Here is a 14,525-nt window from a genome sequence, read left to right as displayed (position 1 = left end):
TTCGGATTCATTATTGAATACATATGGAAAACTCGAAAAAACTATTGAAGTGGTTTTTGATTGCTCTGAAAAAACGGTTTGGGATGGAGAATGTCGATGAATCGAATTTTGAACCTGTTGCTTTTTATTCTTTTGCCGGTAAGTATAGCGGCCGCCTGGTTGGGCGTTTCCGATACGATTCTGTTCATTCTGAGCTGTGCTGTCATTATCCCATTGGCAGGAATCATGGGGAGAGCTACAGAAAGTATCGCCATTCATAGCGGTCCGCGATTGGGTGGATTGTTAAATGCGACATTTGGGAACGCGGTAGAGCTTATCATCAGCTTTTTTGCGCTCAAAGCCGGATTAACGTCAGTCGTACAGGCGTCTATTACCGGTTCCATTATCGGCAATTTGTTGTTGGTTGCAGGGTTAAGTTTTTTTGTCGGCGGGATTAAATATCCGACACAATCCTTTAACCGTACCATCGCCGGGACAAATGCTTCGATGATGGTGCTTGGCGTAATCGTTGCACTTGTCATTCCGTCGATCTTCACATTTAAAAAGCCGGAAATTGCGCATGCCCTTTCGATTACCGTCGCGATCATTTCTCTATTGCTGTACATTCTCGGGCTTTTGTTTTCACTTTTTACGCATAAGCAATTATTAAATTATACGGAAGATATGGAGCACGAAGATGCAGAATGGAGTTTATCGAAAGCAATCGGCATTTTATGCGGTGCAACGATTGCCGTTGGATTTGAAAGTGAATTTTTGGTAAAATCCATTGAACATGTTTCCCATGTATTCGGTTGGAGCCAGATGTTCATCGGTGTAATTGTGGTGGCGATTGTGGGCAACGCGGCGGAACATAGTTCGGCTGTGTTCATGGCATGGAAAAATCGGATGGATATCAGCCTGGAGATCGCAGTCGGCAGCAGTCTGCAAGTGGCCATGTTCGTTACACCCGTTTTAATATTTTTAAGTTTTCTCGTCGGACACCCGATGAGTTTTGTATTTGCCGTTCCAGAGACGGTGTCCATGATTTTGAGCGTATTTCTTATTACGTATTTGTCATTGGACGGGGAATCCAACTGGCTGGAAGGGGCCATGGCAGTAGGTGCATATATCATCATCGCGACCGGTTTCTATTTTGTTTAGAAGACCGGCTTCTGCTTGGCAAAGGCTTCCGAATTTGCATGAAAGCTGCGGCGGCACGCGGCAGAGGCGGAACTTCCTCTGTGTTTACGCCAAGCCGGCCCGGTTCATAATAGTTTCAACATAGGACTGCGTTTCCTTATATGGAGGGATCCCTCCGTACATTTCTACTGCGCCTGGTCCTGCATTGTAGGCAGCCAACGCCAAATCGATCCGACCGTGAAAACGGTCCAGCAGCTGTTTTAGATAGCGGGTGCCGCCGTCGATGTTTTGCATGGGGTCAAATGGATTGTCCACACCCAATGCACGGGCAGTTGCCGGCATCAGTTGCATGAGTCCTTGAGCACCTGCTTTCGATATTGCATCGGGTTGAAAGCCTGATTCTTGGGCAATGACACTTTTAATCAGATTGACAGGCAAATTGTATCGATTGGATACATTTTCTATAACAGAGTCCCATTGGGAAGGATTGGTAGATAGCGATTGGTCTGCCGGTTGCGGTTGCCTGACTGCACTCGCTTGTCCGATTGGCAAGAAGGAGAGCGGGTTCCATTGTGTCGAGGACATTTGCGCCAATGCACTCCATGTGTTTTGCGATTGCAAGAGTTGGTTCGCTGCTGGTGTCGCAGAACCCATACTGCCCGTCGGCCCGAGAATGGAAGCAAGCATGTCTGAAAAGCCTTGCCCTCCTGTGGAGCCTGGCAGGGAAGACGATTGGCTCGAATCACCGGGCAGTCCTAATGACAGAAACTCTATTTTTAACAAATTGGCTAATGATTTGCTGTCGATTCCATTCACGTTTCCTTACACAACCTTTTCGCAACGTTCGATTCATTCAATATTAGTTTACTGAATTGAATCAAGAAGGTAAACTAGAAATGTAAAAAAAGAAAATAGCATATTTTGGAGGAATGGATGAGACGATTACTGAAGTATTTTCTCAATGGAATTATTACAGTTGTGCCGGTTTGTACTGTAATCTATGTCGTCGTTCAGTTATTTAATTTTTTGGACAGTATTCTCGGCAGATGGATCCGCAAAGAAATTCACGGGGAATATTTGCCGGGATTGGGACTATTGGTTACGGTTTTTCTCGTAACAGTGATTGGCTGGCTGGCAACTGCCTGGTTTACACATAGAATTTTTGAATACATGGATACGATCATGAATCGCATTCCATTTGTGAAAAGCTTGTACAGCATGATCAAAGATACGATCCAATCCCTTGTTGGCGAAAAGCGTTCATTTTCCAAAGTTGTATTAGTCAAACTGCCGGGTTCAGACATGCAGGCGGTCGGTTTTGTGACAACAGAGCAACTCTCCTTTTTAGGGGAACGGTATTGTGATTCGATTGCTGTTTATCTTCCGCAAAGCTTTCAACTCGCCGGTTTTACGATCATTGTCCCAAAAGAATCGGTGGAAGTATTGGATATTCATGTGGAGGATGCCTTGAAGTTTGTAATTGCGGCAGGCGTTACAAATGCACATCCCTTCCATCATTCTGTCGACCGCCGTTCGGATGAGCCTGGTTGAAAAAATATATTGTTTGCTTAAATACTCTTATGATAGAATGCTATAAAAATCATTATTCCTTATTTGTCGCTTGGCAAGACATTGAGAATTCGTTTTATAACTTGCGGAGCTTCCCTTCGTTACTGGCGATGCGGCGGCTTTTTTAATAGAGAAGGGAGGCTATTCGTTTGAGCCGGCAGATTTTACAAAATGTCAGAAAAAATGTAACAAAGTTATCCCCGTACATTCCGGGCAAGCCGATCCGGGAAGTACAGGAAGAGTACGGACTTTCGGAAGTTGCGAAACTTGCGTCCAATGAAAATCCCATTGGCCCTTCCAAAAAGGTGCAAGCAGCAATCCAATCCGTATTAGGTGAACTGCATCGATATCCGGACGGCGGCAGTACGGAATTAAAACGGGCAATCGCACAAAAACATGATGTGACTCCTGAACATATTCTGGTAGGAAACGGTTCGGATGAATTGATCAAAATGCTTTCGGAAACGTTCCTTCATCCCGGGGATGAAGTGGTTATGCCTGCACCATCTTTTTCCCAATACGTATTTGGCACTTTATTGATGGACGGGAGTGTCAATTATGTTCCATTGGCAGAGGGATTTGAATATGATTTGGATGCGATTCTTCGAGCGATCACGCCGCGTACGAAAATGGTGTATCTGTGCACACCGAATAATCCAACCGGAACATACATACGGAAAGAAGCGTTCGCTGCATTTATGCGGAAGCTTCCTGAAGGTGTATTGATCGTATTGGATGAAGCGTACTATGAGTATGTGACGGCTGCTGATGCGGTGCATGGGTTATCTTTTGTTCGGGAAGGATATCCTGTTGTCGTCCTGCATACGTTTTCGAAACTGTATGCATTGGCTGGCCTCAGGGTCGGTTACTTGGTTGCCGATCCGTCAATTGTCCAGGAGATCAACCGGGTTCGGGAACCTTTTAACGTAAATACAGTTGCGCAAGTTGCTGCTGTTACTGCGCTCGATGATACCGAGCATGTGCAAACGAGTATTGAAGTGAACGAGTCTGGCAAGAAACAGTTGTATTCGGCATTTGAACGCTTAGGTTTGACGTATATCCCGACACAGACAAACTTCATTCTCGTGGATACGAAGCGGCCATCAAAAGAAGTGTTCCAGCAGTTGCTTAAGGTTGGAGTGATTATTCGATCCGGAGAGCCATTTGGGCTGTCTACGTGGATTCGGGTATCTGTTGGGACGCAAGAAGAAAATATACGCTTGATTGAAGCATTGGAGCAAATCTAGCGGGATTCGATTTCCGGTATGCCTGTGTATCCGGGCTTTGGAAGGAGAATTCCAAAGCCCGGAACCACAAAATATATACAAGACATATGGTATGCAATTGGGTGTTTATTCAGTAACAGGAGGAGAGAGAAACTATGAGTTTAGAGCAGTTAGAAAAGTTGAGAACCCAACTCGATGAGATCAATTTCGATATTTTACGGTTGTTAAACGCAAGGGCCGGTGTTGTTGAAGAGATTGGGCAAGTGAAACGTTTGCAGGGAATCGAAGCATTCGATCCCGAGCGGGAAAAACAAATGCTCGATCTGCTTGTGAAAGAGAATCCGGGTCCGTTTGATGATAATACGATCCGCTATTTGTTTAAACAGATTTTCCAGGCATCTCTTGGCTTGCAGGAAGAGCAGGAGAAAAAGCCGCTGTTAGTCAGCCGCAAACGCCGCCAGGAAGACACGGTTGTCACGATTGGAAATGTTCGTTTCGGAGGCGGTGCGCCTGTTGTCGTGGCTGGTCCATGTTCCGTGGAGAATGAGCGGCAAATGGAGTTGGTCGGGCAAGGATTGCAGCAGCAAGGGATACAGGTAATGCGTGGTGGGGCATATAAGCCGCGCACATCTCCATATGACTTTCAAGGTCTTGGTGAAGAAGGATTGAAGCTGCTGCGCAAAACGTCCGATCGCTATGGCATGCTTGCCATTAGTGAGATTGTCAGCCCATCTGATGTGGAAATGGCGCTCGATTATGTAGACGTGATTCAAATCGGGGCGCGGAACATGCAAAACTTCGAACTTCTAAAAGTAGTAGGTGCTGTTAAGAAACCTGTACTTTTAAAACGCGGATTGTCTGCAACCATTGAAGAATTCTTGTATGCGGCAGAGTATATCATGTCACGGGGCAATGACCAGGTCATTCTATGTGAACGGGGCATTCGCACGTATGAAAAAGCTACAAGAAATACGCTGGATATCTCTGCGGTTCCGATCTTGAAACAAGAAAGCCATTTGCCGGTGTTGGTCGACATCACACACTCCACCGGGCGGAAGGATATTATGGAGCCGATCGCGCGCGCAGCTCTTGCTGTCGGAGCGGATGGAATCATGGTGGAAGTGCACCCGGAACCGTCTGTTGCTTTATCGGATGCAAAACAGCAGTTGAATATTCCGCAATTTGAGACACTTATGAACGCATTGCGCAACGCCAAGTATTTGCCGAGCATTCCGGCAGTCACCGCCCGATAGGAGCCGGGCTTGCACGCGATTTCCGCCAAACAGGAATCGAAGGGAAAAAAGAACAAACAAGCAAAAGCAGCAAGGCTTCAACCTTGCTGCTTTTATGTGCGCTTGGCAGCGCATCGTTATACGCTCCAAAAGCATATAACGGCAGAGACGAATCGCGTAAACCTCTCGGTAGCAGGAACTCCAATCCGTTCGGTCTTCCATTCGATCTTCTGTTTTTCCGTTCTTCCGTTCGATCCAACGTTCAAGTATGTTAGATCCAGTGTGTAAGCAAAAGTCCCAATGCCAAGAAAAATCCGTATTGCGTATTGGTTTGGGCGGTAGCTTTCATAGCAGGCAACATTTGAATGGGGGCTGTTTTTCCCCGGAATCCGCGGGTTGCCTGTATCGCCTTTGGAACACTTGCGAATACCAGCATCAGCCATGGCGATACAATATGCATCACTACCAAAACAAACATCCATATATAGGAGATGACAAACATGCCGGCCAAAAATCGAATGGCTTTTTCACGGCCTAAAAGAATTGCTAATGTTTGACGCCCGAATTCTTTGTCGCCGTCCAAATCCCGGATATTATTCGCCATGAGGATGGCGCCAACCAAGATCAGGGCAGGCATGGATACGAGAATACTCTCGACTGTAACTGTACCCGTTTGAATATAATAAGAAATGAGAATAATAATACAACCCATAAAGAATCCTGCAAACAATTCACCAAATGGTGTATATGCGATCGGGTATGGCCCGCCTGTATAAAAATATCCGACTGCCATACAGATCAGTCCGATTGCTGCGATCCACCAACTGCTGTGGTAACAGATATAAACGCCGATCAATATGGAAATAGTGTAGAATGCAAGGGCAAGCGTCATGACCGTTTTTGCCTTGATACCCTCGCGAACAATGGCGCCGCCAATCCCGATCGACTCGGCTGTGTCAAGTCCGCGAACATAGTCAAAGTATTCGTTAAACATATTGGTTGCAGCTTGTATTAAAATACTTGCAATCATCATCGCGAGAAATAAAACCAGGTGAAAATGGCCATTTTGCAATGCAAGAGCGGTTCCTACTCCGACCGGAACAAAGGATGCGGTAAGTGTATGCGGACGCAATAATCTCCACCAAACTTTCCATTCGCCGGATGGACGAATGGGGTTTGTTAAATACGGCTGGTTGGGTTCTATACCTTTTCCCATCGACAACGCTCCTTTTATTGAGGATGTTCAAAACTTATGTGGCCTTTCAGCCACCGCATCACATGAAAATGTTATTTTCGTACAAAAAGTAGTCAAAACTCCACGTGTCTTACTTGACCACTTTTTGAACACTCACACTTATAAAATTTTGTACACAAATTCACATATTAGAGTTTATGGTTTGGAATGTAGGCTGTCAATACTTTTTTGGTTCCCCCTTTCGCTCTCGATTGACTTCACAGAGCAGCAGGTATATCTTAAAGTAAGCGAGATCGATGCCCGTCGGTCTGTTTTGCATGGAATGTAACTGGGGGCGGAGTACGTGGTTACGATTGAGATGAGAGAAGAGCTATACCAGGTATTTTTACAAGGAAAAGAACGCGCAAAGCAATTGTCAAAGCCGATTCTTGTGAGTAAAATCACAAAGATCGAACCGATCGATCCATTGGCGTTTTTTCTTTTCGGCAAACAGTATTTTAAAGGTACACGTACTTTTTGGGCGGATCCTGAGCAAGAAATGGTTCTTGTAGGCATAGGTTCCGCGTATACATTAAAGTCATATTCAAATCGGCGATTTCAAGACGCTGAGCGAAAATGGAATGCAGTAGTAGCGAACTGCATCGTAACACCTGATCTGCCGGCTCCGGCTGTCGGGCCTGTTTTACTGGGAGGATTCACATTTGATCCTGCGCGCAAACAATCATCGCTCTGGAAGAATTATGCTCATTCCTATCTGGTTGTACCCAAATTTTTAGTAACGCTGGCAAAAGACGGACAAGCTTGGCTGACGACGAATGCGTATGTTCATGCGTCTGATGATATAACAGAAGCAGTTGAGTCCATTCACCAAATGCAGCAGCAAATCGTGCAATTGCGCGCGTTTGAAACGGATGTGGATGCCCAATTTTATCATGTTCAGGAAGCGGATCGAGAATCGTGGATGCAGGCGGTTGAGCAGCTTGCTGCAGAGATTCGCGCGCAACAGTTGGAGAAAGTCGTCTTGGCAAGAGAATTGCGAGTGCATGCAGCACAATACATCTCTATTGAGAATGTTTTGCATCGACTGCAGGAGGAGCAGCCGTTAAGTTATCGGTTTGCGATTGAAAGCGATCAGGATTGTTTTCTTGGTGCAACACCGGAACGTTTAATCAAGAAACAGGGAAATGTCTGTTTGTCCGCTTGTCTTGCGGGATCCATTGCAAGGGGCAAGACCTTGGAAGAAGACCGGCAATTGGGTGAACAGCTATTGTCCGATCCGAAAAACCGTCATGAGCATCACCTGGTTGTGGCGATGATTCGATCTGCATTGGAAGACATGTGTGAAGATGTAAAAGTACCGGAGCATCCGATGTTATATCGGGTACGAGATATTCAGCATTTGTACACGCCGGTTGTTGGAATTGTGAAACCTGATAGTTCCATTTTATCAATCGTCGAACGGCTGCATCCGACTCCTGCTCTTGGTGGATTTCCGAAAGAGTCGGCATTAGCCAAAATCCGCGAACTCGAACCATTTGAAAGAGGGTTTTACGGAGCCCCGGTCGGCTGGCTGGACAGTCAGGGCAATGGGGAATTTGCAGTTGCCATTCGATCAGGTCTGTTGCAGAAAGACGAAGCATCCTTATTTGCAGGCTGCGGTATTGTCGGTGAATCCGATCCCGAAAGTGAATATAAAGAAACGGAATTAAAATTCAAGCCGATGATTTCAGCCCTTGGAGGAAGTTGGAATGACTGGAAATGAAGCAGTAAGCGCATATGTGGCAGCATTTGTGGACGAATTGGTACAGTCAGGTGTAACGAATGCGGTGATCAGTCCAGGTTCCCGTTCTACCCCGCTCTCAATGGCAATGGCCGAACATTCGAACATGCGGATATGGATGCATGTCGATGAACGATCGGCAGGTTTTTTTGCCTTGGGAATGGCAAAAGCAAAGCGGACGGCTGTCGTTTTGGTATGTTCGTCGGGAACGGCGGCTGCCAATTATTATCCGGCAGTTGTAGAGGCCTATCAGGGCAGGACTCCGCTAATCGTTTGCACAGCCGACCGTCCCCATGAATTGCGGGACGTTGGTGCGCCGCAAGCGATCCAACAAATCGAACTGTATGGATCCTATGTCAAATGGTTTGTGGAGATGGCACTTCCGGAAAGAACGCCGGAGATGCTGCACTATGTGCGAACGGCGGCAGCGCGAGCAGCAGCAGTGGCAAAAAGCGGCCCGCAAGGACCTGTCCACCTGAATTTTCCTTTTCGTGAGCCATTGGTGCCCGATTTTTCTAGTGATACGATTTGGGAAAGCGGCAAGCGAAGCATGGAGCCACATACTTCTTACGCACGAGCCTTGCATGGAAAACGAAGTCTCCCATCGGAACAACTGGACCGTTTGGCTGGTGACTTGGCAGCAACGGAGCGCGGCGTCATCGTCTGCGGCCCTCTCGATCAACCGGGATTTGCCGAAGCTGTCACGCGGCTGGCAGAAACTCTGCAATTTCCTATTTTTGCAGATCCTTTATCACAAGTCCGGTTTGGGAAACATGCATCCGATTGGGTGATCGATACATATGATACGTTTTTGCGAGATGTAGAAACCGTACGCCAATTCGAACCTGAAATCGTGCTTCGATTTGGCGCAATGCCTGTTTCAAAAGCGTTTCTTCAATATCTGAAACGGTTTCCCAATTGCCGCCAAATGATTGTGCAAGAGGATGAAGGATGGCTTGAACCCACTTTGCTTGCCAGTGATATGATCTATACAGATCCGGAGCATTTTTGCAATGAAATCTCCATGCGTTGCAAAACATTGCGAAGCCGTTCAGTCGGTGTATCCCATTGGTCCGATCAGATCTTCCGCGTACATGCAATCACACGACAAGTCCTGATTGATGAGTTGAAGCTTGAACATTGGCATGAGGGCAAGATATTGTCCGAGTTGACTCGCCAGCTTCCCGAACATGGGATTTTGTATGTGGGAAACAGCATGCCGATTCGCGATCTGGATACGTTTGGCTTATTTCAAGATCGGGAAATCCGGGTGCTGGCCAATCGCGGGGCGAATGGAATCGATGGCGTCGTATCAAGTGCGCTGGGTGCCAGTACATGCGGCCAACCGCTCGTCTTGGCGATCGGCGATCTGTCGTTTTTTCATGATTTGAACGGGCTCTTGGCAGCCAAATTGCATCAGTTGAACGCGACGATTGTACTCGTCAATAATGACGGCGGCGGCATCTTTTCGTTTTTGCCGCAAGCCCAGTCGCCTGCCCATTTTGAAACATTGTTCGGCACACCGATCGGATTAAACTATCGTCATGTGGTGGAAATGTATGGAGGACAGTTCGTATCGGTGCAATCCTTCGAACAGTATCGCAGCGAATTGGCCTTGTCCTTATCCGGAACCGGCTTGCGCGTGATTGAAATAAAAACGGATCGCGGGGAAAATGTGGCACAGCATCGGAATGTCTGGCAAAACGCCAGTCAAGCGTTGCAGTCATTGCGAAATGAGGTGCCTTTGCCTTGATCTGTACAGTCAACGGCATTTCCCTGCATGTCGAACGCTACGGCAATGGACCTGTTTTGCTTGTGTTGCATGGATTTACCGGCAGTATGGAAAATTGGCGGCCGTTTGTGGAAGCATGGCAAACGTCCTGTCATGTCGTACTGGTAGATATCATTGGCCATGGGCAATCGGATAAACCTGCGGATTGGACGCGCTATTCCATGAAACGGGCAGTGGAAGATTTGCGCGGATTATTTGCCGTACTGCAGATCGAGAAAGCTCACGTATTGGGATATTCCATGGGCGGACGATTGGCATTGTCGTTCGCAGTCGCATATCCAAACTTGCTGGAATCCTTGATTTTAGAAAGCAGTTCGCCGGGATTGGACAATGACATAGAACGGCAAGAGCGCAAACGGCGGGATGATCTGCTGGCAGATCGCATCGAAAGGATCGGTGTGCCTGCTTTTGTTCAAGAATGGGAAAAAAACCCGTTATTTTCAAGTCAGCAATCGTTGCCGGAGGAAGTAAGATTGACTATCCGCGCACAGCGTTTGCAAAATGATCCGATTGGATTGGCCAACAGCTTGCGGGGGATGGGCACAGGAGCGCAGCCTTCCTGGTGGGAACATCTAGCTCATCTTGAAGTGCCGGTCTTGCTTGCCACAGGTGAGTTGGATACGAAGTTTACGGGAATTGCAACGGAAGTGAGAAGCAGGTTGAAGGATGCGAGACACATCACAGTACCGGAATGCGGTCATGCCGTACATGTGGAACAATCGAAAATATTTGGTACAATAGTAATGGAATTTCTTAATAAAGGGGGAACGAAACGTGGCAGTGGAATGGAAAGCGGAACGTACATATGAAGACATACTCTATGAAACATATAACGGGATCGCGAAAATTACGATTAATCGGCCGCAAGTGCGCAATGCGTTTCGACCGAAGACGGTTGTGGAAATGATCGATGCATTCGCATACGCCAGAGATGATTCCGATATCGGCGTCATTATTTTGACAGGCGCGGGAACAGAAGCATTTTGTTCCGGCGGCGACCAAAAGGTTCGCGGCCATGGCGGATATGTGGGTGACGATCAAATTCCGCGTTTAAATGTTCTGGATTTGCAGCGGTTGATTCGCGTGACGCCAAAACCTGTAATCGCGATGGTGGCCGGGTATGCGATTGGCGGCGGACATGTGCTGCATGTCGTTTGTGATCTTACAATCGCTGCGGATAATGCGATTTTCGGTCAAACGGGACCCAAGGTCGGCAGCTTCGATGCAGGCTATGGCGCCGGCTACCTGGCACGGATTGTCGGTCATAAAAAAGCCCGGGAGATCTGGTATTTATGTCGTCAATACAATGCCCAGGAAGCGCTCGACATGGGTCTTGTGAATACGGTTGTACCGTTGGAAAAATTAGAAGAAGAAACGGTCAAATGGTGTGAAGAAATATTGGAAAAATCTCCAACGGCGATTCGTTTTCTCAAAGCGTCATTCAATGCCGACACGGATGGTTTGGCTGGATTGCAGCAATTCGGAGGCGACGCCACACTGTTGTACTATACGACAGATGAAGCCAAAGAAGGCCGTGACGCATTCAAGGAGAAGCGGAAGCCGGACTTCAAGCAATTCCCTCGTTTTCCATAAAAAGAACAGGATGCGAAAGGGGCTTTCTGAAACGGATAGCCTTAACGAGTTTCGAATCAGCAGTCCTGAAATGTGTCAAATGCAAAATGCCCGTATTCACCATATGTTTCATCATATGAGTGGAACGGGCTTGTTGATTTGCATACTTGTTGATTGGCATATGTGATTTTGCAATGGGAAACTCGGATCTGGCGGCGGTTAGCTTTTGGATGCAGATTGCATGGAAAGGATGGCATGAATCATGACACACACAATCGTACCGAATTGGCTGCGCAAACGGGCAGATTTGACTCCTGAGCGGCCAGCAGTCATCCTGCATGACAACATTGTGACATTTGCCGAATTGGACAAGCGGGCACAGTCGGTTGCCCGGCGACTGATTCGGATGGGTGTTCATAAAGGCGATCATGTCGCATTGTTGTTTCCAAACGGGTTGGAAATCATAGAGCTGATTCATGGTCTGGAATATATCGGAGCAGTTATGGTTTTGCTGAATACCCGTTTAAGTGCACATGAATTGGCGTGGCAAATCGAAGACGCCAATGTTGCACATGTCCTATATGATTTGTCATTTCTGGAAAAAGTGCAGGAAATCAGACAGAACCATCGGCTGCCGCATTTGGCATGGCGTACCGTATCGGAAATGATGGAGCATCCGGAGACTGCTACAGAGGAACTTCAGATGGAGTTTGATCTGGATCAGACACATACGATTATCTATACATCCGGAACAACAGGTTATCCCAAAGGAGTACAGTTATGCTATGGAAATCATTGGTGGAGTGCAATCGGCTCGGCGCTGAATCTTGGATTGCACCTGGATGACCGCTGGCTGGCGTGTGTGCCGATGTTTCATGTCAGCGGTTTGTCGATTCTGATGCGGAGTGTCATGTATGGAATCGCAATGGTCGTTCTTGAATCATTCGATCCGAAACAGGTCAATGATGCGATCATCCGGCAGCATGTTACGATTGTATCTGTAGTCTCGGCGATGTTGAAACAAATGGTCGATGAGCTGGAAGATTCCCACCGGAGATATCCGGAAACGTTTCGATGCATGCTGCTCGGGGGAGGCCCTGCGCCTTTGCCGATCCTTGAAGCATGCAAGGCATTTGATATTCCGATCTATCAAACATATGGAATGACAGAAACAGCTTCGCAAATCGTGACATTGTCGCCGGAATATATGCTGCAAAAACTCGGTTCTGCCGGCAAGCCTTTATTTCAAGCGCAATTGCAGATTGTTCAGGACGGTGAAGTGCAAAAGCCGATGCAGGCCGGAGAAATTCTCGTCAAAGGACCGAATGTGACAAAGGGCTATTGGAATCGCGCCGATGCTACGGCACATGTATTTACACAGGGATGGCTGCATACAGGCGATATCGGTTACCTGGATGAAGACGGATTTTTGTACGTATTGGATCGGCGCAGCGACTTGATTGTTTCCGGTGGGGAAAATATCTATCCGGCAGAATTGGAAGCCGTTCTGCTGTCACATCCGGCGATTCTCGAAGCGGGTGTCACCGGGATGGAGGATCCGGTTTGGGGAAAAATTCCGGCAGCTTTTGTAAAAATACGTCCTGGGCAAATCATTGACGAAAAGGAGCTAAAAACCTTCTGTTTTGGAAAATTGGCCAGCTATAAGATTCCAAAATGCTTTTACAGCGTTGTACAATTGCCGAGAAATGCGTCCAATAAATTACTCAGAAGAGAACTGTTGGGTCTTGTAGATGCAACGGGGACAAGAAAGATATAGCGATCGGATAAAGCAAACGTGTACGTTTCGGCAACGTACACGTTTGTATCATCATCAGTCAACATTACTTTCATGAATACTTTCATTCCAAATCAAATGACAAACGGAGAACCCTGCAAAGCCAATCGGGTCGCAATCCGATTTTGTTCTTCAATTTCTTTGCGCCGGGGAATCGGCGGGAAATCTTTTGCATGGTCCAAAAATGTGTCAGGAAGGTCGGACGGTGCATGGGGCTGCCAGCGATCCAACCAGTCTTTTGGAATCGCCGCCTGCAAAGATTGATCGGACATTTCCGCCCATAACATCGTCCAAGCGCGCGGCACCACCCGCCAAATGTCATAGCCGCCTCCGCCAATCGCCACCCATTTGCCGTCGCACACTTCATGTGCCAAACGGTGAATCAATTTTGGGATAAACCGATAGAGATGTGTTGTGGCGCAAAGATGTGTCAAAGGATCGTATCGATGACCGTCACAGCCATGTTGGCTAATGATGATGTCCGGCTTGAAACGCTCCAGTACAGGAATGAGTACAGTCTTCATGCTTTCCATCCACGACTCGTCCTCTGTAAACGCTTGTAGCGGAACGTTCAGGGAATACCCGTATCCCGGACCTTCCCCGCGCTCTGTCGTATCACCGGTTCCGGGGAACAGGTATTTTCCCGTTTCATGAAAAGAAATCGTCAAAACGTTGGGATCTTTATAAAATAGCCATTGTACGCCATCCCCATGATGGGCATCCGTATCGATATACGCGACTTTCAGTGACGGATTTTGCATTTTTGCATGGGCGATTGCAACAGCGGCGTCATTGTACACACAAAATCCGGATGCCTGTGCACGATGGGCGTGGTGCAATCCACCCGCAATATTGCATGCATGATCGGCTTCACCGCGCAATACGAGATTCATGGCGGCGACCGTACCGCCGACGATCAAAGATGTCGCTTCATGCATATTCGGAAAGATGGGCGTATCTTCTGTTCCAAGTCCGTAAGCAAGCAAAGATTCCGGGGAATCCGTTGACATTTGGCTCGCTTCCATGACTGCTTGCACATATGTTTCGTCGTGAACGAGCAACAGGTCGGCAACAGAGCTTGGCGCCGGAGTTACCAACTGCTCCGTTTTTATCAGGTCCAACAGGCAAATCAAATCCCTTGTCATTCGCAGCCTTTGCGGATTAAACGGATGTTCTTCGGTAAATTTATATGTTTGATAGGAGTCGCTGTATATAAATACTGATTTTCCGCTCATCGTCACACTC

12 protein-coding genes are annotated in these 14,525 nt (G+C 47.3%); 9 read left to right on the top strand and 3 right to left on the bottom strand.

Annotated elements, in window-relative coordinates; genetic code table 11:
* Nucleotides 1–96 precede the first annotated feature (96 nt).
* Complete coding sequence (cax, locus tag LSG31_RS20775) at nt 97–1,140, top strand: calcium/proton exchanger (RefSeq protein WP_347436939.1); 1,044 nt, start codon at nt 97–99, stop codon at nt 1,138–1,140.
* An 84-nt stretch (nt 1,141–1,224) separates the two neighbouring features.
* Here cax and LSG31_RS20770 read toward each other — a convergent pair whose 3' ends face one another.
* Entirely contained in the window at nt 1,225–1,935 is a 711-nt protein-coding gene (locus LSG31_RS20770; protein ID WP_347436938.1) for a lytic transglycosylase domain-containing protein, read from the bottom strand.
* 117 nt (nt 1,936–2,052) lie between these two features.
* On the opposite strand from LSG31_RS20770, the gene LSG31_RS20765 reads away from it, so the two are divergent.
* The 3 genes from LSG31_RS20765 to LSG31_RS20755 all read left to right on the top strand — a co-directional run bounded on the left by LSG31_RS20765 (nt 2,053) and on the right by LSG31_RS20755 (nt 5,167).
* Nucleotides 2,053–2,670, top strand: a complete 618-nt coding sequence (locus LSG31_RS20765) for a DUF502 domain-containing protein (RefSeq protein WP_347436937.1) — start codon at nt 2,053–2,055, stop codon at nt 2,668–2,670.
* A 167-nt stretch (nt 2,671–2,837) separates the two neighbouring features.
* Entirely contained in the window at nt 2,838–3,935 is a 1,098-nt protein-coding gene (gene hisC, locus LSG31_RS20760; protein ID WP_347436936.1) for a histidinol-phosphate transaminase, read from the top strand.
* Between the two features lie 134 nt (nt 3,936–4,069).
* Nucleotides 4,070–5,167: a bifunctional 3-deoxy-7-phosphoheptulonate synthase/chorismate mutase gene (locus LSG31_RS20755; protein WP_347436935.1), complete on the top strand. Its 1,098-nt coding sequence runs from the start codon at nt 4,070–4,072 to the stop codon at nt 5,165–5,167.
* Between the two features lie 250 nt (nt 5,168–5,417).
* Here LSG31_RS20755 and LSG31_RS20750 read toward each other — a convergent pair whose 3' ends face one another.
* Nucleotides 5,418–6,362: a 1,4-dihydroxy-2-naphthoate polyprenyltransferase gene (locus LSG31_RS20750; protein ID WP_347436934.1), complete on the bottom strand. Its 945-nt coding sequence runs from the start codon at nt 6,360–6,362 to the stop codon at nt 5,418–5,420.
* A gap of 322 nt (nt 6,363–6,684) precedes the next feature.
* Here LSG31_RS20750 and LSG31_RS20745 point away from each other — a divergent pair, with 322 nt between their 5' ends.
* The 5 genes from LSG31_RS20745 (at nt 6,685) to LSG31_RS20725 (ending at nt 13,262) form a co-directional block, all read left to right on the top strand.
* Nucleotides 6,685–8,103 carry an isochorismate synthase gene (locus LSG31_RS20745; RefSeq protein ID WP_347436933.1) on the top strand — a complete coding sequence of 473 codons (1,419 nt, stop codon included), beginning with the start codon at nt 6,685–6,687 and terminating at the stop codon, nt 8,101–8,103.
* Nucleotides 8,090–9,874 carry a 2-succinyl-5-enolpyruvyl-6-hydroxy-3-cyclohexene-1-carboxylic-acid synthase gene (menD, locus tag LSG31_RS20740; protein WP_347436932.1) on the top strand — a complete coding sequence of 595 codons (1,785 nt, stop codon included), beginning with the start codon at nt 8,090–8,092 and terminating at the stop codon, nt 9,872–9,874. Before LSG31_RS20745 ends, menD begins: the two co-directional genes overlap by 14 nt.
* The gene (gene menH, locus LSG31_RS20735; RefSeq protein ID WP_347436931.1) at nt 9,871–10,722 is read left to right on the top strand and encodes a 2-succinyl-6-hydroxy-2,4-cyclohexadiene-1-carboxylate synthase; all 852 of its coding nucleotides are present in this window, start codon (nt 9,871–9,873) and stop codon (nt 10,720–10,722) included. Before menD ends, menH begins: the two co-directional genes overlap by 4 nt.
* Entirely contained in the window at nt 10,688–11,506 is an 819-nt protein-coding gene (gene menB / locus LSG31_RS20730) for a 1,4-dihydroxy-2-naphthoyl-CoA synthase (protein ID WP_347436930.1), read from the top strand. Before menH ends, menB begins: the two co-directional genes overlap by 35 nt.
* A 241-nt stretch (nt 11,507–11,747) precedes the next feature.
* Complete coding sequence (locus tag LSG31_RS20725) at nt 11,748–13,262, top strand: o-succinylbenzoate--CoA ligase (RefSeq protein WP_347436929.1); 1,515 nt, start codon at nt 11,748–11,750, stop codon at nt 13,260–13,262.
* A 92-nt stretch (nt 13,263–13,354) separates the two neighbouring features.
* Here the strand turns inward: LSG31_RS20725 and LSG31_RS20720 are convergent, their stop codons facing one another.
* On the bottom strand, nt 13,355–14,515 hold the full coding sequence (locus LSG31_RS20720) for an acetoin utilization protein AcuC (RefSeq protein ID WP_347436928.1): 1,161 nt from the start codon (nt 14,513–14,515) through the stop codon (nt 13,355–13,357).
* Between the last annotated feature and the right edge of the window lie 10 nt (nt 14,516–14,525).

The organism is Fodinisporobacter ferrooxydans, assembly GCF_022818495.1.
In the GTDB taxonomy this organism is placed as follows: Bacteria; Bacillota; Bacilli; order Tumebacillales; family MYW30-H2; genus Fodinisporobacter; species Fodinisporobacter ferrooxydans.
Note: the sequence above shows the minus strand (reverse complement) of the source record. Positions and strands in the feature narration are given on the sequence as shown.

Bases quoted from the DNA above. Each gene is read 5' to 3' on its own strand.
- cax (WP_347436939.1), top strand. From the start codon at position 97: ATGAATCGAATTTTGAACCTGTTGCTTTTTATTCTTTTGCCGGTAAGT.
- LSG31_RS20765 (WP_347436937.1), top strand. From the start codon at position 2,053: ATGAGACGATTACTGAAGTATTTTCTCAATGGAATTATTACAGTTGTG.
- LSG31_RS20755 (WP_347436935.1), top strand. From the start codon at position 4,070: ATGAGTTTAGAGCAGTTAGAAAAGTTGAGAACCCAACTCGATGAGATC.
- LSG31_RS20750 (WP_347436934.1), bottom strand. From the start codon at position 6,362: ATGGGAAAAGGTATAGAACCCAACCAGCCGTATTTAACAAACCCCATT.
- menD (WP_347436932.1), top strand. From the start codon at position 8,090: ATGACTGGAAATGAAGCAGTAAGCGCATATGTGGCAGCATTTGTGGAC.
- LSG31_RS20725 (WP_347436929.1), top strand. From the start codon at position 11,748: ATGACACACACAATCGTACCGAATTGGCTGCGCAAACGGGCAGATTTG.
- LSG31_RS20720 (WP_347436928.1), bottom strand. From the start codon at position 14,515: ATGAGCGGAAAATCAGTATTTATATACAGCGACTCCTATCAAACATAT.